The organism is Enterobacter cloacae complex sp. P15RS (assembly GCF_014895905.1).
Lineage (GTDB): Bacteria > Pseudomonadota > Gammaproteobacteria > Enterobacterales > Enterobacteriaceae > Enterobacter > Enterobacter quasihormaechei.
Window position 1 is genome coordinate 1 of the sequence record NZ_JADBQL010000015.1, and the last position, 19,585, is coordinate 19,585.

At 55.2% G+C, this 19,585-nt stretch carries 19 protein-coding genes and 1 pseudogene; 9 read left to right on the forward strand and 11 right to left on the reverse strand.

The annotated features are described in order from the left end of the window. The 3 genes and pseudogenes from IM267_RS21480 to IM267_RS21550 form a co-directional block, all read left to right on the forward strand. On the forward strand, nt 1-939 hold a 939-nt coding region (locus IM267_RS21480), incomplete at its 5' end, for an RHS repeat-associated core domain-containing protein (RefSeq protein WP_193033304.1). A 9-nt stretch (nt 940-948) separates the two neighbouring features. After that, a complete protein-coding gene (locus IM267_RS09855; protein ID WP_193033305.1) occupies nt 949-1,242 on the forward strand; it encodes a hypothetical protein in 294 nt (97 codons plus the stop codon). 716 nt (nt 1,243-1,958) lie between these two features. Next, nucleotides 1,959-2,165, forward strand: a pseudogene (locus tag IM267_RS21550) (hypothetical protein); the annotation flags it as partial. 68 nt (nt 2,166-2,233) lie between these two features. On the opposite strand, the gene IM267_RS09860 reads toward IM267_RS21550, so the two are convergent. The 6 genes from IM267_RS09860 to ulaA are packed head-to-tail and all read right to left on the reverse strand — an operon-like array spanning nt 2,234 to nt 6,642. Next, nucleotides 2,234-2,920, reverse strand: coding sequence for an L-ribulose-5-phosphate 4-epimerase (locus IM267_RS09860; RefSeq protein ID WP_193033306.1), 687 nt, complete (start codon nt 2,918-2,920; stop codon nt 2,234-2,236). Beyond that, on the reverse strand, nt 2,913-3,773 hold the full coding sequence (locus IM267_RS09865; RefSeq protein ID WP_063867157.1) for an L-ribulose-5-phosphate 3-epimerase: 861 nt from the start codon (nt 3,771-3,773) through the stop codon (nt 2,913-2,915). Before IM267_RS09865 ends, IM267_RS09860 begins: the two co-directional genes overlap by 8 nt. Nucleotides 3,774-3,782: 9 nt before the next feature. Beyond that, the gene (gene ulaD, locus IM267_RS09870) at nt 3,783-4,433 is read right to left on the reverse strand and encodes a 3-keto-L-gulonate-6-phosphate decarboxylase UlaD (protein WP_063867155.1); all 651 of its coding nucleotides are present in this window, start codon (nt 4,431-4,433) and stop codon (nt 3,783-3,785) included. 13 nt (nt 4,434-4,446) lie between these two features. Then, a complete protein-coding gene (ulaC, locus tag IM267_RS09875) occupies nt 4,447-4,914 on the reverse strand; it encodes a PTS ascorbate transporter subunit IIA (protein ID WP_193033307.1) in 468 nt (155 codons plus the stop codon). A 9-nt stretch (nt 4,915-4,923) separates the two neighbouring features. After that, nucleotides 4,924-5,229 carry a PTS ascorbate transporter subunit IIB gene (ulaB, locus tag IM267_RS09880; RefSeq protein ID WP_025758276.1) on the reverse strand — a complete coding sequence of 102 codons (306 nt, stop codon included), beginning with the start codon at nt 5,227-5,229 and terminating at the stop codon, nt 4,924-4,926. Between the two features lie 12 nt (nt 5,230-5,241). Beyond that, on the reverse strand, nt 5,242-6,642 hold the full coding sequence (gene ulaA, locus IM267_RS09885; protein WP_022646831.1) for a PTS ascorbate transporter subunit IIC: 1,401 nt from the start codon (nt 6,640-6,642) through the stop codon (nt 5,242-5,244). A gap of 359 nt (nt 6,643-7,001) precedes the next feature. Here ulaA and ulaG point away from each other — a divergent pair, with 359 nt between their 5' ends. Then, nucleotides 7,002-8,066, forward strand: a complete 1,065-nt coding sequence (ulaG, locus tag IM267_RS09890) for an L-ascorbate 6-phosphate lactonase (RefSeq protein WP_063450919.1) — start codon at nt 7,002-7,004, stop codon at nt 8,064-8,066. Between the two features lie 110 nt (nt 8,067-8,176). Then, nucleotides 8,177-8,932: an HTH-type transcriptional regulator UlaR gene (gene ulaR, locus IM267_RS09895; protein ID WP_063867148.1), complete on the forward strand. Its 756-nt coding sequence runs from the start codon at nt 8,177-8,179 to the stop codon at nt 8,930-8,932. Here ulaR and yjfP read toward each other — a convergent pair. Then, nucleotides 8,929-9,651, reverse strand: a complete 723-nt coding sequence (gene yjfP, locus IM267_RS09900; RefSeq protein WP_193033308.1) for an esterase — start codon at nt 9,649-9,651, stop codon at nt 8,929-8,931. The genes ulaR and yjfP overlap by 4 nt on opposite strands. A 137-nt stretch (nt 9,652-9,788) precedes the next feature. Between yjfP and bsmA the strand changes: the two genes are divergently transcribed. From bsmA to IM267_RS09915, 3 genes are all read left to right on the forward strand, one after another. Beyond that, the gene (gene bsmA / locus IM267_RS09905) at nt 9,789-10,118 is read left to right on the forward strand and encodes a biofilm peroxide resistance protein BsmA (RefSeq protein ID WP_063867144.1); all 330 of its coding nucleotides are present in this window, start codon (nt 9,789-9,791) and stop codon (nt 10,116-10,118) included. 148 nt (nt 10,119-10,266) lie between these two features. Continuing rightward, nucleotides 10,267-10,542 carry a DUF1471 family protease activator YjfN gene (yjfN, locus tag IM267_RS09910; protein WP_063450923.1) on the forward strand — a complete coding sequence of 92 codons (276 nt, stop codon included), beginning with the start codon at nt 10,267-10,269 and terminating at the stop codon, nt 10,540-10,542. Between the two features lie 170 nt (nt 10,543-10,712). Continuing rightward, nucleotides 10,713-12,644: a methyl-accepting chemotaxis protein gene (locus IM267_RS09915; RefSeq protein ID WP_193033309.1), complete on the forward strand. Its 1,932-nt coding sequence runs from the start codon at nt 10,713-10,715 to the stop codon at nt 12,642-12,644. On the opposite strand, the gene IM267_RS09920 is transcribed toward IM267_RS09915, so the two are convergent. After that, nucleotides 12,641-14,263: an isovaleryl-CoA dehydrogenase gene (locus tag IM267_RS09920; RefSeq protein WP_193033310.1), complete on the reverse strand. Its 1,623-nt coding sequence runs from the start codon at nt 14,261-14,263 to the stop codon at nt 12,641-12,643. The genes IM267_RS09915 and IM267_RS09920 overlap by 4 nt on opposite strands. 195 nt (nt 14,264-14,458) lie before the next feature. Between IM267_RS09920 and IM267_RS09925 the strand changes: the two genes are divergently transcribed. Beyond that, nucleotides 14,459-15,733, forward strand: coding sequence for an MFS transporter (locus IM267_RS09925; RefSeq protein ID WP_193033311.1), 1,275 nt, complete (start codon nt 14,459-14,461; stop codon nt 15,731-15,733). A 91-nt stretch (nt 15,734-15,824) separates the two neighbouring features. Here the strand turns inward: IM267_RS09925 and rlmB are convergent, their stop codons facing one another. From rlmB to nsrR, 3 genes are all read right to left on the reverse strand, one after another. Then, entirely contained in the window at nt 15,825-16,556 is a 732-nt protein-coding gene (gene rlmB / locus IM267_RS09930; RefSeq protein ID WP_003856001.1) for a 23S rRNA (guanosine(2251)-2'-O)-methyltransferase RlmB, read from the reverse strand. A gap of 63 nt (nt 16,557-16,619) precedes the next feature. After that, on the reverse strand, nt 16,620-19,061 hold the full coding sequence (gene rnr, locus IM267_RS09935) for a ribonuclease R (protein ID WP_193033312.1): 2,442 nt from the start codon (nt 19,059-19,061) through the stop codon (nt 16,620-16,622). A 38-nt stretch (nt 19,062-19,099) separates the two neighbouring features. Next, entirely contained in the window at nt 19,100-19,525 is a 426-nt protein-coding gene (gene nsrR, locus IM267_RS09940; protein ID WP_063450982.1) for a nitric oxide-sensing transcriptional repressor NsrR, read from the reverse strand. Nucleotides 19,526-19,585 lie beyond the last annotated feature (60 nt).

Consider the following 19,585-nt stretch of genomic DNA (forward strand, 5'->3'; position numbering starts at 1 on the left):
CTGGCGCAGGCGGGATACCGCACGCTGGCGCAGAAGCTGCAGCAGGACGCAAACGTCACGTTCCCCCCGGTACTGGTGACGATGCTGGACGGGCTGGAGGCGGAGCTGCGGTGCGGGGAAATCAGTGCTGCTAATCAGCAGTGGCTGGCGCAGTGTGGACTGACGGCGGAGCAGATGGCGCGACAGCTGGAGCAGGTGTACACGCCGCTGCGTAAACTGCACCTGTACCACTGCGACCACCGGGGGCTGCCGCTGGCGCTGATATGCCATGACGGGCGTGTCGCGTGGCAGGCGGAGTATGATGAATGGGGGGACGTGCTGCGGGAGGATAACCCGGACGGGCTGGAACAGCTTCTCCGCCTGCCGGGTCAGCAGTACGATGCGGAGACAGGGCTCTGTTATAACCGGCACCGGTATTACGACCCGGCGCAGGGAAGGTATATCACGCAGGATCCGATAGGGTTGGCGGGGGGATGGAATCCTTACATTTATCCAATGAATCCTGCTACAGAAATAGATCCTCTTGGGTTAATAAATATAGGTAAAGATATAAAAGGCGCTTCTGGCGTCACTTCTGTTCATGCTAATCCAGGCCCTGAAGCAACAAGTTTTCGCCCAGATCACTCACCAAACCATATTCATTTAGGTAAAAATGATGGGCCACGAGTAAGTACCGATGATTGGAAGCCTTTATCGCAAGCTGACGCAGCAAAAATGTCTAAAGAACAGAATGCTTTTTGTAAAAAAATAACGGATGATGCAAAAAAACTGTTGTCTGAAAGACAAAGGCAGGTATTTAGATACGGAAGGCTTTTAGGAATCCTTGGTGATTACTTTTCTGTTCGGGATGTAGCGGGTGAGATGTGTCAACGAGGTGATTTAATTTCTTGTCAAATATATGAAAATATGGGTGGGGATCTAACCCCGCCAGCTATATAGGAGTACGGAATGAATAAGCATGAATTTCTTGAAAAAATGAATTTTCCAATTGAGTGGGAAATTTATGATATGTATCCAGATGAACTTTATCTTTGGCAATTTAAACATTATCAAGAAGGAGATGAGCAGGGATCTGAACATGATCGAAATGGCGCTTTTCATTGGTGGCTAAAACGCAATCCAAATAAGAAGGAGATAGCATTGTTAATAAAATTAACTTATTTAGATCCGGATCAACTTATGGCCAATGATGTTAGAAGTTATATTCGCCTCGTCAAAAACTATGATTCTGATTTAGGGTGAAATGTGTATAACTCCTGAATAACTTGCTTTTCTTCCATGATATATTGGAAAGCGTGGCTCTTTAATTCGTTTTGAATCGGTGAGCGTGTGCTTTATTTCCTATGAAAAAACATCAAATGATTGAAGTTTAATAAAGAAAAATTTAAAGTTGAACGAAATAAGGCAAGATAATTTAGCGAAGGTTGGGTATATGGTTCTGCTTCCCTTGCGGCTGTATCGGCAGCTCCCTATCTTTTCAGACCCTTAGCAATATAAGGAGACTTATCCGATGGAAATAACGCCTTAAATCAAAGACGAAATGTCGGAGATTTTAATTTTTGGTGACACTGATATCGAAACGAATGTGGGGTTTTGACAGAAGGCCGTGGTCTGCTGGCAACCCCAGGTATAAGTGTCGCCGGGTGCTCCATGAGTAATATAATTTAAGAAACCGCTCCGACAGACGAAATTATTTTCTCAAAATTTTCTTTACTATAACCGGATTTGCCACAGCGAAAGGATTAGTAGAAAATGAAGAAAGAAAAGGGTTCTGATAAAATAAAAAATCACTTAACCTGCTATATGATATTATTTATATGTTTTTTATAAATGTCAGATGATAGTAAATCTAGAGGTACCTCTATTTTTTTGAATTCGATTTACAATACTCGTTTTTGAGGTTTTTTTATGGTCGCTAGGACGTGAAACGTCTCAGACCGGTGTAATTATCGGGAGGATTTACGTCGCTGCGTAAAATTCATCTGTACCACTGTGACCACCAAGGATTGCCGCTGATGCAGCTTCTCCGCCTGCCTGGTCAGCAGCACGATGCAGAGACGAGGCGGTATTATAGATATTACGCTCCGGTGGCGAGGGGTTATACGAAGCAGGATCCAGTGGGCATATGGAGTATAAAAGTCACATATTTATCCGCCGATCTCTGAACACTCTCAAGATGAATGGCCCCGGAATACCACCGGTTACAGCTGTTTCGGTATTCCAGAGCACATATTCACTTCTGCCCGTAATAAGCATTGGGTCCGTGCTTACGCATGAAATGCTTGTTCATCAGGTAATCATCAATGCCCTGAAGCTGCGGGTTAATGCCGCGCGCAATCCACGCCATTCGAGCCACTTCTTCCATGACCACCGCGTTATGCACGGCGTCATGCGCATCTTTACCCCACGAGAACGGACCATGCTGGTACACCACAATCCCCGGCGTGTGCAGTGGTTCCGTCTCACCCAGCGTTTCGATAATGACCCTGCCGGTGTTGAGTTCGTACTCACCTTCGACTTCAGCCTGCGTTAACGCGCGCGTGCAGGGAATATCACCGAAGAAGTAGTCCGCATGGGTTGTGCCCAGCGCCGGAATTGCCAGCCCAGCCTGCGCCCAGGCGGTCGCGTGCGTGGAGTGGGTGTGAACAACGCCCCCCAGAGACGGATAACGCTGGTACAGCGCCAGATGGGTTGCCGTATCTGAAGAAGGACGCCATTTGCCCTCAACGACGTGTCCTTCGAGGTCAACCACCACCATATCTTCAGCGCGCATGGCATCATAGGCTACGCCGCTCGGCTTAATCACCACCCGCCCCTGCTCGCGATCGATGGCGCTCACGTTGCCCCAGGTGAACGTCACCAGGCCATAGCGCGGCAGATCCATATTGGCCTCAAAGACCTGCTGTTTTAGCTTAAGCATGTTCCGCCTCCAGCAGGCCTGCCCGCGCCATACGTTCGCGCACCCAGTCCCTGGCTTTCGCCACTTCTGCCGCCGGGTCGTCCGCAGTTTCACTCCACATCTCAATCAGATAAGGCCCACAATAGCCGGTCTGTTTGAGCGTCTGGAAGCACCGTTCGAAATCCACCACCCCGGTGCCGAACGGCACGTTTTTAAACACGCCGGGACGGGTATCTTTGACGTGCACCGCCACGATATGCCCGATGCCCGCCTGAAGCTCCATCTGTACGTCGTTATCCCATGCCGACAGGTTGCCGATATCCGGATACAGCTGGAACCACGGGTTGTTCAGGTAGTGTGCATAGCCCAGCGCCTTGCTGATGGAGTTCATCAACGGGTAGTCCATGATCTCCATCGCCAGCGTCACCTGCGCGCGGCTTGCCATCTCAACGCTCTCTTTCAGGCCGTCCCGGAAACGACGGCGCGTTTCATCGTTGGCGTCCTGATAGTAAACGTCGTAACCCGCCAGCTGGATCACGCGGATGCCGACATCCTGCGCAAAACGAATGGCTTTGCGCATGATCTCCAGCCCCTCAGCGCGCACGGCATCGTCTTCACTGCCAAGCGGAAAACGACGGTGCGCGCTCAGGCACATGGATGGCACCCGCACGCCGGTTTCGGCAATGGCGCTCACCAGCGCCAGACGCTGCTCGCGGGTCCAGTCCAGGCGAGAAAGGCGCTCGTCCGTCTCATCCACCGACATTTCGACAAAATCAAAACCCAGCTGCTTCGCCAGCTGTAACCGCTCCAGCCAGCACTCCCCCGCAGGGAGTGCCTTTTCATAGATGCCAAGCGGGACCTGTTTTGACAACATACCCGCTCCTTAGCCCCAAAGCTGAGCGATGGAGCGTTTGAACTGACGCGCCGCTTCCACCGGAGATGCCGCGTCGCGAATGCTGCGGCCGGCAATAAAGACGTGGATTGGAATACCCTTGAACAGCGGCAGATCTTCCAGCGCCAGGCCACCGGTAACGGTGACTTTGAAGCCCATATCGGCCAGGCGTTTGATCGCGCTGATATCGGCTTCGCCCCACGCCACGCCTGCGGCCTGCGCATCGCGGCTGCGGTGATACACCACCTGCTGAATACCCGCGTCGCGCCACGCCTGCGCCTGCTCCCAGGTCCAGAAACCGGTCAGCTCTATCTGCACGTCGCCGTTAAATTCTTTTGCCACATCCAGGGCACCTTTCGCGGTGTTGATATCCGCACAGCAAATCACGGTGACCCAGTCAGCGTTGGCTTCGAAGCACATGCGAGAGAGAATTTTGCCCGCATCGGCGATTTTGGCATCTGCGAGCACGATTTTATGCGGGTAGAGCGCTTTCAGGTCGCGAACCGCGCGAACGCCCTCGCCTACGCACAGAATGGTGCCCACTTCGATGATGTCGACTTCTTCCGCAATCAGGCGGGTGGTTTCGTAGGCGTGAGACAGCGTCTGGTTATCCAGCGCGACCTGCAACATTGGTAATGACATATTCAATTCCCTCTTAAACTGCCGCCGCAGTGGCGTGATCAATTAAATCCAGTACTTCCTGCGCGGTACGGCAGGCACGTAAACGGTCGAAATTGGCTTCGTCCTCAAACAGATTGACGATTTGCATGATCCCCACCTCCTGGTGGGTGTTGGCATCGACAGCCGCCATGGTGATGAGGATATCGACCGGGTCGTTATCTTCGTGGTTGAACACCAGCGGCGTTTTCAGCGTCACCAGCGCAAAACCGGTTTTCCTGACGCCCTCTTCAGGACGTCCATGCGGCATGGCCAGCCCCGGGGCAATCACAAAATAGGGGCCGTGCTGCGCCACGCCGTCCAGAATGGCCTGGTAATAACGCGGCTCGACAACGTCCGCCTTAACCAGCAGATCCACGCTCAGCTTCACCGCGTCCTGCCAGGTGCTGGCGTCGGCTTGTAGAAGGATGGAGTTATTCTCTGCCAGCGAATCACGTAGTTTCATGTGGCGTCCTTACTTCACGTCCTGTGGGAAGTGTTCTTTGATCACGTCCAGCAGTTTTGGTCCAAAATCCGCAGGCGACAGCATGTTGCGCACGCCTACCACGTATTTGTTACCCGAGACGCTAATCTCACCGGCAATGTGCGTTGAGGCGATGATGATGTCCGCGCCGTTCAGTTCACTTTTGTATTCACCCACTGCGCAGCTGTTCACCGTGTGGTCAATGTTTGACTGGGTTAAAAACTGGTCCACTTTCATTTTCATGATCATGGAGCTTCCTTGCCCATTGCCACACACAGCCAGGATACGTACGGTCATAGTCGAAACTCCTTAGTGAGCAGAAACTTCTGCTGTTTGTTTTTCCGCATCTTCTTCAGCCCGCAGCGAACGGCCAGCGAAGAACATATAAGTCAGTGCAATCAGGATGATCACGGCCATAAAGACCAGCCCGACGGAGGCAAAGCCCTGCATCATCGGCGGTGCCAGAATTGACCAGTCCGCCATGCCCATCCAGGCGCTCATGCCGGTGAGCTTGACCGCCCACACGCAGCCGAAGATTTCAACCATGCCCATCACCAGGCAGATCTTGAGCGCGGCGCGCCATCCGCCGAAGTGGTTCGCAAACACGCCGATGGTGGCGTTGGAGAAGAACATCGGGATAAAGCCGGGAATAATCAGGATGGAGGAGCCACAGCCCACCAGGATGCCGACCGCAATCAGCTGGCCGATGGTGCCCCACATAAAGCCCCAGACCACGGCGTTAGGCGCAAAGCTATAGATAGCCGCACAGTCAATCGCCAGTACCGCGCCAGGGATCAGGCGCTGGGAGATACCGTTGAACGCCTCAGAGAGTTCGGCAACGAACATGCGCACGCCCTGGGTGATGATGAAAATGGCCACGGCGAAAGAGAAGCCGGTTTGCAGGATATAGACCGTCCAGTGGGTTTTACCCGCCATGGCCTGCACCACGTCAATGCCGAAGGAGAGCAGAATGGCACCGAAGAAAAGGGTCATCACAATCGCCGTTGAGACGATGTTGTCGTGGAAGATATTCAACCAGCCAGGCAGTTTGAGGTCTTCGACACTCTCCTCTTTTTTGCCCAGATAAGGCGCAACTTTGTAGGCAATCCAGGAGGCGAACTGCTGCTGGTGACCGATGGAAAAGCCGCAGCCGTCCGTGACGTCCTGCGTGGGCTTGTACATCATGTTGGAGGTGATGCCCCAGTAAAGCGAGACCAGCACTGCCGTGCAGATGACCGTGGTCCACATTGGGTAGCCGAAGATATAGAGAGAAACGGCAATCAGCCCCGCCTGCTGGAACATGATGTGTCCGGTAAGCATGATGGTTCGAATGCCGGTGATGCGACGCAGGAGCACGTAAATGATGTTCAGCGCCAGCGCGAGCAGTACCGCATACCCAACCCAGCTGTACGCATCACCCATGCGATCGATAGTGGCCATCATGGACGCGTAAGTGTCAGAGATGGCGCCGTTAATGCCGTACACCTCGGACATTTTGGCAACGACCGGCTTAAACGTGCTGGTCAGAATGCCAGACCCCGCCTGCAACAGCATAAAACCAATGATGGTTTTGATGGTGCCTTTGATAATCACGCTGACGCTTTTGCGCAGCAGGATGTAACCCAGGCACGTCACGATACCCAGCAACAGCGGGGCGTTGGTCATTACCTGATTAAAGAACACGGTAAAGACGTTGTAGAGGATCTCCATAACTCTCTCCAGAAAGTGAGAACACAAGGGGTAATCCTTGTGTGGTTGGTGCCATCACTCTATTAATCACAAATAATCATCACAAGATTGCATTTGATTATTTGTGACGGATCACGCAATTTATTTCCATAGCTTTAGTAATGATTTACACCACCGATGAAGCACAGCATATTAATTCTTAAAATTCATCATGTTAATGATATATAGCGGTTATCTTAACAACGAACAGAGGGTTTTTCTGTGATGTGACGAGGGGAATTTTCCGCACACCAGCCATTGCAAATCGATGCAAACAGTGCCAGCATTAATCACAACAAATCACATAATGATTATTTTTGATTAAAAGCAGGAGTCAAACGATGAGTAAAGTGGAAACCATCACCCGTGAATCATGGATCCTGAGCACCTTTCCAGAGTGGGGTAGCTGGCTGAACGAAGAGATCGAGCAGGAACAGGTTGCTCCTGGCACCTTTGCGATGTGGTGGCTGGGCTGCACCGGCATCTGGCTGAAGTCAGAAGGCGGCGCCAACATTTGCGTCGATTTCTGGTGCGGCACCGGCAAGCAGAGCCACGGCAATCCGCTGATGAAAAAAGGCCACCAGATGCAGCGTATGGCCGGGGTGGAAAAACTTCAGCCGAACCTGCGCACCACGCCTTTTGTGCTTGATCCTTTTGCCATTCGCCAGATCGACGCCGTGCTCTCTACCCACGATCACAACGATCACATTGACGTAAACGTGGCGGCCGCGGTGATGCAAAACTGCGCGGACGACGTACCGTTCATCGGGCCGCAGACCTGCGTGGATTTGTGGATCGGCTGGGGCGTACCAAAAGAGCGCTGCATCGTGATGAAGCCGGGCGACGTGGTGAAAATCAAAGACATTGAAATTCACGCGCTGGATGCTTTTGACCGCACCGCGCTGATTACCCTGCCTGCCGACCAGAAAGCCGCAGGCGTACTGCCAGACGGGATGGACGAGCGCGCGGTGAACTACCTGTTCAAAACGCCTGGCGGCTCCCTGTATCACAGCGGAGATTCCCACTACTCTAACTACTACGCGAAGCACGGCAACGAGCATCAGATTGACGTGGCGCTCGGCTCCTACGGGGAAAACCCGCGCGGTATTACGGACAAAATGACCAGCGCGGATATGCTGCGCATGGCGGAAGCGCTGAACACCAAAGTGGTGATCCCGTTCCATCACGATATCTGGTCAAACTTCCAGGCCGATCCGCAAGAGATCCGCGTCCTGTGGGAGATGAAAAAAGACCGCCTCAAGTATGGCTTCAAGCCGTTCATCTGGCAGGTTGGCGGCAAATTCACCTGGCCGCTGGATAAAGACAATCTTGAGTACCACTACCCGCGTGGCTTCGATGATTGCTTTACTATTGAGCCAGACCTGCCGTTTAAATCCTTCCTCTGATTGTGAAGCCCAGTCGCCAGACCCTGCGTCTGGCGATGTCATTTTTATTTTAGTAATTTCACGCTATTTCAAATATTATCTTTTCAAATCAATTCTTATCGGAATAGCTCATGACGGAAGCGCAACGGCATCAAATTTTACTGGAACTCCTGGCGCAAACAGGGTTTATCACCGTCGAGAAAGTGATCGAACGTTTAGGGATCTCCCCCGCTACCGCGCGGCGGGATATCAACAAGCTGGATGAGAGCGGCAAGCTGAAAAAAGTCCGCAACGGCGCAGAGGCCATCAGCCAGCAGCGTCCACGCTGGACGCCAATGAACATCCACCAGGCGCAGAATCACGATGAAAAGGTGCGGATTGCCCGAGCGGCGTCACAGCTGGTGAATCCCGGCGAGAGCGTGGTGATCAACTGCGGCTCGACGGCGTTTCTGCTGGGCCGCGAGATGTGCGGCAAGCCGGTGCAAATCATTACCAACTACCTGCCGCTGGCCAACTATCTCATTGACCAGGAACATGAAAGCGTGGTGATCATGGGCGGCCAGTACAACAAGAGCCAGTCCATTACCCTTAGCCCGCAGGACAGTGAAAATAGCCTTTATGCCGGGCACTGGATGTTTACCAGCGGCAAGGGTCTGACGGCGGATGGCCTGTATAAAACCGATATGCTCACCGCAATGGCGGAACAAAACATGCTTAACGTGGTAGGCAAGCTGGTGGTGCTGGTCGACAGCAGCAAGGTCGGTGAACGCGCCGGCATGCTTTTCAGCCGCGCCGAGCAAATCAGCATGGTGATCACCGGCAAAAACGCCAACCCTGAGATCCTCAGCAAGCTTGAGGATCAGGGTGTTAAGGTGCTCCGCGTTTAAAGATGCTGGCGGAAAAACGCCACCGTCGCCTCCAGTGCTGCCGGGGTAATGCGGTGCCGGACGCCGGCTCCCCACTGGCAGGTCAGATTGCTGTCCAGCCCTTCGCGCTGTAGCGCCTGTTGCAGACGGAACGTTTCACCGGGCGGTACAACGTCGTCGGCATCTCCATGCCAGAGCAGCAGCGGACGATCGGCCAGCCGCGAAAGCGCGTGGCTGACGTCCCATTCAGACAACAGAGCCTCAATCTCCTGAGGTGCCTGCGGCGGAAACAGCGTCTTTGCCAGTGACGTAAAGTAGCCCGACCCCATCAGGCAAGCCACGGACGCTACCTCAGGATGCCTGGCCATGATCCCCAGCGCCGTCATTCCCCCCATTGATGCGCCTGCGACCGCCAGCCGTTTCCCCTCCACCAGCCCCGCCTGTAAGAGCGCGTCACGCAGCCCGGCGAACTCGGCCAGATTGCCGTGCAGCGTTTGCCAGAACAGCCCCAGCCGCGCCTGCTCATCGCCGTTAAAGCGTGCACCATGGTTCGGGGCATCAGGCATGACGACGCGAAAGCCGGCCTGCGCCAGCGCGACGGCAAAATAGCTGTAGACCAGCTTCGAGGAGAGAAAGCCATGATAGAAAACCACCGCCGGCAGCGGTTGTTCACTATTACCTGCCGGAAAAGCATGGAGGATTTCATGGTCATTCAGGCGGCGCGTTTCAATTTCAATCATTGTCGATCCTGTGCTGATGAATGATTCATAATGTTGAGAGCTGGATTACGGTTTCACGATATTTTCATTCGAAATCTACGTTCCAGATAACACTTCGGGAACATTCCCCCAAAACTAAATTCGCAGACAACTACACTATGGCTATCAGGAAAAGAGACAGGGCTATGCGCAGGCTTACCGCTTTATTGCTGGTCACACTGCTCGGCGGATGTTCCGTATTGCAGGGTACGCCAGAACCGGCACCGCCGGTTACCGATCGTCCCCAGGAAATTCGTCGTAATCAGACGGAAGGATTACAACGCCTGGGAACCGTATCCGCGATGGTTCGCGGTTCACCGGATGATGCAGAAGACGCAATTGAAGCGCAGGCCGTTGCCGCAAAAGCAGATTATTACGTCATCATTATGATTGATGAAACCATTATTACGGGACAGTGGTACGCGCAGGGAATTTTGTACCGTAAGTAGGCATCATCATTTGAACGACCTTTACACTGCTTTTCGTCCGTAGACATTTTCCTGTCCACAATAAACTGCATGCCAGCAACAATGGAAATGCGTTTATTCGCGAAGGATTGCCCGGCGGATACCGGAGACACGTGAAAAGGAGCTGACGATGAAACGAACCCTTGCTTTAACGACGCTATTACTTTCAGCAGGCCTGCTGAGCACCACGGCGCAGTCAGCCGAATTTGCCAGCGCGGATTGCGTCACGGGCCTGAACGAGATTGGTCAGATCTCCGTTAACAATATAACGGGGAGTCCGCAAGACGTGGAACGTGTCGTCGCCCTGAAGGCCGATGAACAGGGTGCCTCCTGGTATCGCATCGTCCAGATGCAAGAAGATCACCATGTTAATCTCTGGCGCGTACAGGCCATTCTTTATGCATAATCCCTTCCGATAAAAGCCACTTAATTTTAGTGGCTTTTCACTTTTGCAAATTTTTTATCTCTCCAGAAACGCAATAAAAACAACCTCGTAACATTCAGTTGCAGTAAAAAGATAAACGTTCTCTCCGCTCTGCCGTTGAACAGCCATACCTTTTCAATGATGAGCAATTTATGATCACTTTTTTCCGTCGGGCAGGTCTGGGCACGAAGCTATCGCTGCTTACAGGTGCAAGTGTCGCCACGCTTTTTTTGCTGTTCACTTTCCTGTTGAGCCACAACGCCAGCCAGCAGCTTGAAGATCTTGCGGTTGAAGACCTGCATAACCAGTCTACCGGCATGGTGGATATGGTAGAGATGTTCAACACCAGCCTGAGCGAAGAGGTCGAGAGCTATACCCGTCTGTTCACCACCTTTTTGCCACAGCCACTGAACAGCGACAGCAGCCAGAGCCGGACCATTAACGGCCTTACCGTTCCTCTGCTGAAGGGCGGTGAAACGGAGTTGCATGAAAACAATACGCTTTCTGATGACTTCCTGAGCCGAACGGGCGCTATCTCGACGCTGTTTGTCCGCAGCGGTAACGATTTTATTCGCGTGGCGACGTCGCTGCGCAAAGAGAACGGCGACCGCGCAATCGGAACCGTTCTGGATACCACCAGCCCGGCATTTGCCGCCGTCACGAAAGGGGAAGTCTATCGTGGACTCGCTCTACTGTTTGGCAAGCGCTACATCACGCAATATCAGCCTGTTAAGAATGCGGAAGGCCAGGTTATCGGTATTATCTTTGTCGGCGTGGACATCACCCATTCGTGGAACGTCATGCGCGAGAAAATCCTTAACCGTCGACTGGGCGAAAGCGGTCATTTCTACGTGCTGGACCGCAGCAGCGGTAAAACGCGCGGACAGTACCTGTTCCACGCCAGCGAAGAGGGCAAACTGCCCGCCTGGGACGCCGCGACGCAGCAGCAGCTTTTGAGTGACAAACCCGGGACGCTGGAACGCGTGAGTGCGGATGGCCGTACGCTCAAAGTCGCCTACACGCCGCTGGCGGGCTGGAACTGGACCATCGTGGGTGAAGTGGACAAAGCCGTACTGCTTTCAAGCGTCACCACCCTGCGCGATCGCTTCCTGATGGCGGGCGTGGTGTTATCCGCGCTCTTCGCGGGCCTGTTCGTTATCCTCATTCGCCGGATGCTGACCCGCCCGCTGCGCGCGGTAATCGAGCTTGCCCGGCAGTATGCCGCAGGCGATCTGCGTGCCAGCCTGCCGGTCACGCGACAGGATGAAGTCGGCCAGCTGGTTGACGCCATTAACGGCATCGGCGGCGGTCTGCAAAAAATTGTCTTGCAGGTCCGCGAGGCCGCAGGCGAGATCCATCTGGGGACTAACGCGCTGGCTTCAGACACCGGCGAGATCTCTGAACAGATCAACAAGCAGGCCAGCAGCGTTGAGGAGACCTCCGCCAGCATGGAGCAGTTAGCCGCGACCGTGCAGCAAAACGCCGCTAACATGGAACAAACGCAGCAGCTGGTGGGTGAAACCTCGCGCGCGGTGCATCAGGGTGGAGAGACGGTGACCCACGCGGTATCCACCATGGATGATATTCGCGACGCATCAAAACGCATTGAAGACATCACCCGCGTGATTGAGTCCATCGCTTTCCAGACCAATATTCTGGCGCTCAATGCGGCGGTAGAAGCGGCGCGGGCGGGCGAACACGGCAAAGGTTTCGCCGTAGTGGCGCAGGAAGTGCGCGCCCTGGCGGCACGCAGCGCCAACGCGGTTAAAGAGATTGAACAGCTGATTGGCGACACGCTGAACAAGGTAAGCGAAGGCCACGCGCTGTCTGAAAAAACGCGCCTGGCGATGGACTCCATCATTGTTCATATCGATAACATCAGCCAGCTTGTCACCGAGATCAATCACGCGTCCCGCGAGCAGTCTGCGGGTATTCGCCAGGTGAATCTGGCGATGACGCACATCGGTGAGGCATCGCATATTAATGCCGATCGTATCTCACGCAGCGAGCAGACGGCACAGACGCTGCGCGAGAAGGGGTCGCACCTCACCCGGCTGGTGAGCCTGTTCCAGCTGAAGGCTTAACCGACCCGGCCCGTGGCGCGCAGCAGCAGGTCGTTTTGCACCTGCTCGCTCATCAGCGTGCCGCCCCGGGCATCCAGCATCATGCGGCACCACGCCTGCGCTACGGGCGGCGATGCGTGCCGCAGCATCTGGCTTCCGGCGCCTAGTAAAAAGAGCTGCTGCGCGATCTCCCTGCCCTGCGCTTCCTGTGGTTTGCGTAGCTTCTGCTGTAGCTGCCGCCAGCTGCGATCGAAGTGCCTGTCCTGGCCTTTTACCTGCGCAAAATCATCGGCGAGCAGGTCGAGAATGCCTGGCTGCTTCGCCAGCACGCGCAGGACATCCAGGCACATAATATTGCCAGAGCCTTCCCAGATGCTGTTAACGGGCATTTCACGGTACAACCGCGGAAGCTCACTCTCTTCGCAATAGCCTGCGCCACCCAGCACCTCCATTGCCTCTGCCACAAACGGTATGCCCGCTTTGCAGACGCTGTATTTTGCCGCCGGCGTGAAAAGCCGCGCCCACGCGGCTTCCTGCGGATCGGTACGGTTGTCCCACGCCCGGGCGAGTCGGAACAGCAGCGCCGTCTGCCCTTCCAGTACCAGCGCCATCCGGCTTAGCACCTCGCGCATTAACGGCTGGTCGATCAGATTCTTGCCGAAGGTCTGCCGCTGATGGGCATGATAAAGCGCCACCGAGAGCGCACGACGCATCAGTCCGTGGCTGCCAAGCGCGCAGTCGACGCGCGTCAGCCCGCCCATCTTCAGAATTTGCCGGACGCCTTCTCCCTCTTCGCCCAGCAGCCAGCCGGAAGCATCGAGAAACTCAGCCTCACTGCTGGCATTCGAGCGGTTGCCGAGCTTGTCCTTCAGACGCTCCAGACGCACCGCGTTGCGCTGTCCGTCGGGCAAGAAACGCGGGACAAAAAAGCAGGACAACCCGCCTTTCGCCTGCGCCAGTACCAGATGCGCATCGCTCTGCGGTACGGAGAAAAACCATTTGTGCCCCACCAGCCAGTAACTGCCATCGCTGCATTTTTTTGCTCTGGTGGTGTTGCTGAGCACGTCCGAACCGCCCTGCTTTTCCGTCATCCCCATGCCGATCAGCAGGCCGCGCTTTTGCGCGCCCGGGGCGAGATGGGGATCGTAACGATCGCTCATCAGCGGGGTTAACCAGTCCTGAAAGGGGTTGGGCAGCAACTGTTGCAGCAGCGGCGTGGCGGCAAAGGTCATGGTTACCGGGCATAGCGTTCCCGCCTCCACCTGGGCATGCAGCACGAAACGCGCGGCCCGGGCGACGAACGATCCTTTTCGCGCCGCCTCTTCCCACGCCAGGTTGTGTACCCGGTTGGCGCAAAGCCCCTGCATCAGAAGATGCCATGCCGGATGAAAGCGGACGTCATCCAGCCGCGCTCCCGTGGCGTCATATCGCAGCAGTTCCGGCGGGTTAACGTTCGCCAGCCTGCCCAGCTCCAGCGACTCCGCCGTGCCCAACTGCTGTCCGATGCTGGCAAGAAGATCCAGATCCCACTCCGCCCCTTCACGCACTACCGCATCGCGCAGGGCGCAATCAGAGAGGAAAAGGTTGCTGTTCGATAGCGGTGCAGGTTGATTAAAAACGGTATGCGTCTGCCAGTGCATGCTGTCTCCCTCCTTTCATTGGCAATAAAGGTAAGTATGGACAGAGGGCAAACACGCTGCATGGGAGAGGAGTCACACGATGGCGATCGTGTTGATATCATCCGTGAAATAGCTCACAGAACATAAGAATAAACTATTTCATTACTTCGCTAATGCTGAATAATTTATTCTTACCCCGTTTTTGTGAGGATCGTTATGCAACAGGATGCGCACAAGCGTGCATTAATTGCAGGCTCCATCGGCAACTTCATTGAGTGGTATGAATTTGCGGTTTACGGTTTTCTGGCAACCGTCATTGCCAGAAACTTCTTCCAGCTTGAAGGGGAAGCGGAGCTGACCAGCCTGATCCTCACCTGGGCCTCGTTCGCCATCGCCTTTTTCTTCCGCCCGCTGGGTGCGGTGGTCTTTGGCCGCATTGGCGACAGGATTGGCCGCAAGCCGACGCTGATTATTGTGCTGATACTGATGACGCTCGCCACCGCCGCTATTGGCATTGTGCCGGTCTACGCCAGTATCGGCATTGCTGCGCCGCTGATCGTTACGCTCCTGCGTATTCTGCAAGGACTGTTCGCGGGCGGAGAGTACGGCGGTGCGGTTTCGTTGATGACAGAGTTCGCCCCGCGCGGCAAGCGCGGCCTTTACGGGGCATGGCAGTCCTTCACCGTGGCGCTCGGGCTGTTAGCGGGCGCAGGCATTGTCGCGCTGCTCTCTGCCCTCCTCACGCCTGAAGCCCTGCACGACTGGGGCTGGCGCATTCCGTTCTTCCTGGCGTTGCCGATGGGTGCGGTCGCGCTATGGCTGCGGGTGAGCATGGAAGAGACGCCGAGCTTTGTGCAGCAACGAGAAAAACCGGTTATGACTCAGGCCAGCACCGCCGCCACGTTCAAAACCATTCTGATGGGCATTGGCCGGGTGATGGTCTGGTCTGCGGCGGGGTATACCTATCTGGTGATTATGCCGACCTATCTGCAATCTGCGCTGCACACCGGTTTTAACCAGGCGCTGCTGATTGCGGTGATTTCTAACATTGGATTTGCGCTTACTATCATTCCGTCGGGCATGCTGAGCGACAGGATCGGGCGGCGAACGGTGATGATTATCGCCACCGTGCTCCTGCTGATCCTCGCCCTGCCGCTGCTGAAAATTTTGCAGGCAGAATCGAGTACGCTGGCAGTTAAAGCGATGGTGGTACTGATTGCGGGCGGTCTGGTGGGGATGCTGGCAGGGCCGGGACCGGCAATGCTGTCTGAGATGTTCCCCACGCGCGTGCGCTATACGGGGCTGGGGCTGGCCTATTCGTTATCGAACGCGATTTTTTCGGGCTGTGCGGGGTTAATCATTACCGGGCTGATTAAGCAGACGGGCAACCTGGACATTCCGGCCTACTACGTGATGGCAACGGCGGTGGTGAGTATTTTCGCGCTGATGACGCTGAGGAAGGATGACCATTTGCGGTCGTTAGAGGAGTGAGGTAAATGCCCGGTGGCGCTGCGCTTACCGGGCCTACGGTACCGTGCCTTTGTAGGCCGGGTAAGGCGAAGCCGCCACCCGGCATAACAGGCTATCCGCGCTGGCGCACCGCTTCAAACAGGCAGATGCCCGTTGCAACGGAAACGTTCAGGGATGACACGCTGCCCGCCATCGGAATGCTGATCAGCTCGTCGCAGTGCTCGCGGGTCAGGCGACGCATGCCTTCACCTTCTGCCCCCATCACCAGCGCCATGCGGCCGGTCATTTTGCTCTGATACAGGGTGTGATCCGCTTCACCGGCCGTGCCGACGATCCAGATATTCTCTTCCTGCAACAGACGCATGGTGCGCGCCAGGTTAGTCACGCGGATCAGCGGAACGTTTTCCGCCGCGCCGCAGGCCACTTTTTTAGCGGTAGCGTTAAGCTGCGCGGAACGATCTCTTGGCACAATCACCGCATGCACGCCTGCTGCATCGGCGCTACGCAGGCACGCGCCCAGGTTGTGCGGGTCGGTTACGCCATCAAGGATCAGGAAGAACGGGTTATCCAGCTCAGCGATCAGATCCGGCAGATCGTTCTCCTGATACTGACGGCCCGGCTTCACGCGCGCGATAATGCCCTGGTGCACCGCACCTTCGCTTTTCTCGTCCAGATACTGGCGGTTCGCCAGCTGGATCACGACGCCCTGCGCTTCCAGCGCGTGGATCAGCGGCATCAGACGTTTGTCCTCGCGCCCTTTCAGAATAAAGACTTCCTGAAAACGCTCCGGTGCGCGCTCCAGCAGGGCCTGCACCGCGTGGATGCCGTAAATCATTTCACTCATTGATGGTTCTCGTAATAAATATTTCCCCTCTCCCGTTGGGGAGAGGGTCAGGGTGAGGGGAAATTACTCCGCCTGCTGTTTCTTCGCCGCGCGCTTCGCTTTGGTCGCGGCCGCTATTTTCTGGGTTTTAGTCGACGGCTTTTTCGCTTTTCGGGCGTCTTTTTTTGCCGCCTTGGGCTTCTGCTTCTTTTCGCCACGGAAGGCGCTGTCTGGCTCAAAGTTTACTCTTTTACCTGCCTGACGTCGCTTGCCGCCCGCTTTACCGTTGCCGCCTTTTTTCGCTTTCTCACGCTCGGTTTTGCCGACGTTACGCGGAGCACGCTCGCTGGAGATGAGGCTGAAGTCGATCTTACGGTCGTCCATATTTACGGCTTCAACCTTCACTTCCACCCGATCGCCCAGACGGTAGGTCTGGCCGCCGGATTCGCCGATCAGACGTTGACCGACCTGATCGAAGCGGTAGTAATCATTATCGAGGCTGGAAACGTGCACCAGGCCGTCGATAAACAGCTCATCCAGACGCACGAAGAAACCAAAGCCGGTGACGCTGGCAATCACGCCTTTAAAGACGTTACCAACCTGATCCAGCATAAAGTCACACTTCAGCCAGTCCGCCACGTCGCGCGTCGCTTCATCCGCACGGCGCTCGGTCATGGAACAGTGCTGACCCAGTTGCAGCATCTCTTCCATGGAGTAGTGATACCCACCGGTTTCAGTCGTGTTGCCTTTATGGCCCTGCTCATGCGCCAGCAGATACTTGATCGCACGGTGCAGTGACAGATCCGGATAACGGCGGATCGGCGAGGTAAAGTGCGCGTAAGACTGCAACGCCAGACCGAAGTGGCCCCGATTTTCCGGATCGTAAATCGCCTGCTTCATGGAGCGCAGCAGCATGGTTTGCAGCATTTCCGCGTCAGGACGATCGCTGATGGATTCCAGCAGCTCGGCGTAATCGCGTGGCTCAGGCTTATTACCGCCAGGCAGCTCCAGGCCGAGCTCAGCCAGCACGGAGCGGAATGAGGTCACGGCTTCCGTGGTTGGCTTGTCGTGGATACGGAACAGCGCAGGCTCTTTGGCTTTCTCAACGAAACGGGCCGCCGAGATGTTCGCCAGGATCATACACTCTTCAATCAGCTTGTGGGCATCGTTACGTTGGGTCTGCTCGATACGCTCGATGCGACGCTCGGCGTTAAAGATGAACTTGGCCTCTTCACTCTCAAACGAGATCCCACCGCGCTCTTCGCGCGCCTGATCCAGCGTTTTGTAGAGGTTGTGCAGTTCTTCAATGTGTTTGACCAGCGGCGCGTACTGTTCGCGCAGATCCTGATCGCCCTGCAACATATGCCAGACCTTAGTGTAGGTCAGGCGCGCATGGGAGCTCATCACCGCTTCGTAGAACTTGTAGCCCGTCAGTCGACCTTTGCTGGAGATGGTCATTTCGCAGACCATACACAGGCGGTCCACCTGCGGGTTGAGGGAACAGAGGCCGTTAGAAAGCACTTCTGGCAGCATCGGTACCACCTGCGACGGGAAGTACACCGACGTACCGCGGCTGCGCGCTTCGTTATCCAGCGGCGTGTGTGGACGCACGTAATAGCTTACGTCAGCGATAGCCACCCACAGACGCCAGCCACCACCGCGTTTTTTCTCACAGTACACGGCGTCATCGAAGTCGCGGGCGTCTTCACCATCAATGGTGACCAGCGGCAGGGAGCGCAGATCGACGCGGCCAACTTTGGACTCTTCCGGCACTTCTTCACGCAGGTTTTCAATCTGATCTTCAACCGCTTTCGGCCAGACGTATGGAATTTCATGGGTACGCAGCGCCATATCGACGGCCATGCCGGTGCCCATGTTATCGCCCAGCACTTCGACGATTTTACCCACCGCTTTGGTGCGACGGGTTGGGCGCTGGGTGAGTTCTACCACCACCACAAAGCCCATGCGCGCGCCCATCACCTCTTCAGGTGGGATCAGAATATCGAAGCTCAGACGGCTGTCGTCCGGCACCACAAAGCCGACGCCCGCATCGGTAAAATAGCGGCCCACAATCTGGCTGGTTTTTGGCACCAGCACGCGCACCACGCGCGCTTCGCGGCGGCCTTTACGGTCAGCACCCAGCGGCTGCGCCAGGATCTGGTCGCCGTGGATACACATCTTCATCTGTTCAGATGAGAGGTACAGATCGTCTTTACGGCCTTCCACGCGCAGGAAGCCAAAGCCGTCGCGGTGACCAATAACGGTGCCTTTCAGCAGGTCGAGGCGTTCCGGCAGCGCGTAGCACTGGCGGCGGGTAAAGACCAGCTGGCCGTCGCGCTCCATGGCGCGCAGGCGGCGGCGAAGGGCTTCAATTTGCTCTTCACCTTCAATGTTTAATTCAACGGCAAGTTCTTCACGATTGGCGGGTTTTTCGCGTTTTGTTAAGTGTTCAATGATGAACTCGCGGCTGGGGATAGGATTCGCGTATTTTTCGGCTTCGCGTTCCTGGAAAGGATCTTGTGACATGTCGGTTCCTCCGTTGTCAGCTCCGGTGGAAATTTTCTTCATTCCACCAGCAATAATTTATAAAGCGGTTGATTCTCTTCAACCAAATCGGCCAGCGTGTAGTTATCCAGTTCCATGAGAAAACTTTGCACGGCCTTTGAAAGCGCCTGTTTCAAGCGGCAAGCGGGCGTAATGTGGCAGAACGCGCTGCTACAGTTCACCAGAGATAGTGGCTCCAGTTCACGTACCACATCGCCAATACGGATACTCTGTGCCGGTTTACCGAGACGGATCCCTCCATTCTTCCCGCGGACGGCAGCAACGTATCCGGCACGACTAAGTTGATTGATTATTTTGACCATATGATTACGGGACACACCGTATACCTCTGTGACTTCAGAGATACTGGTCATCTTCCCATCGGGTAACGACGCCATATAAATCAGCGCGCGTAAGCCGTAATCGGTGAAACTTGTTAACTGCACATCAACCTCAGGAAAAAGGGAAAACGCGGTCAAACCGCAGAGATATTCATTAATGATGAT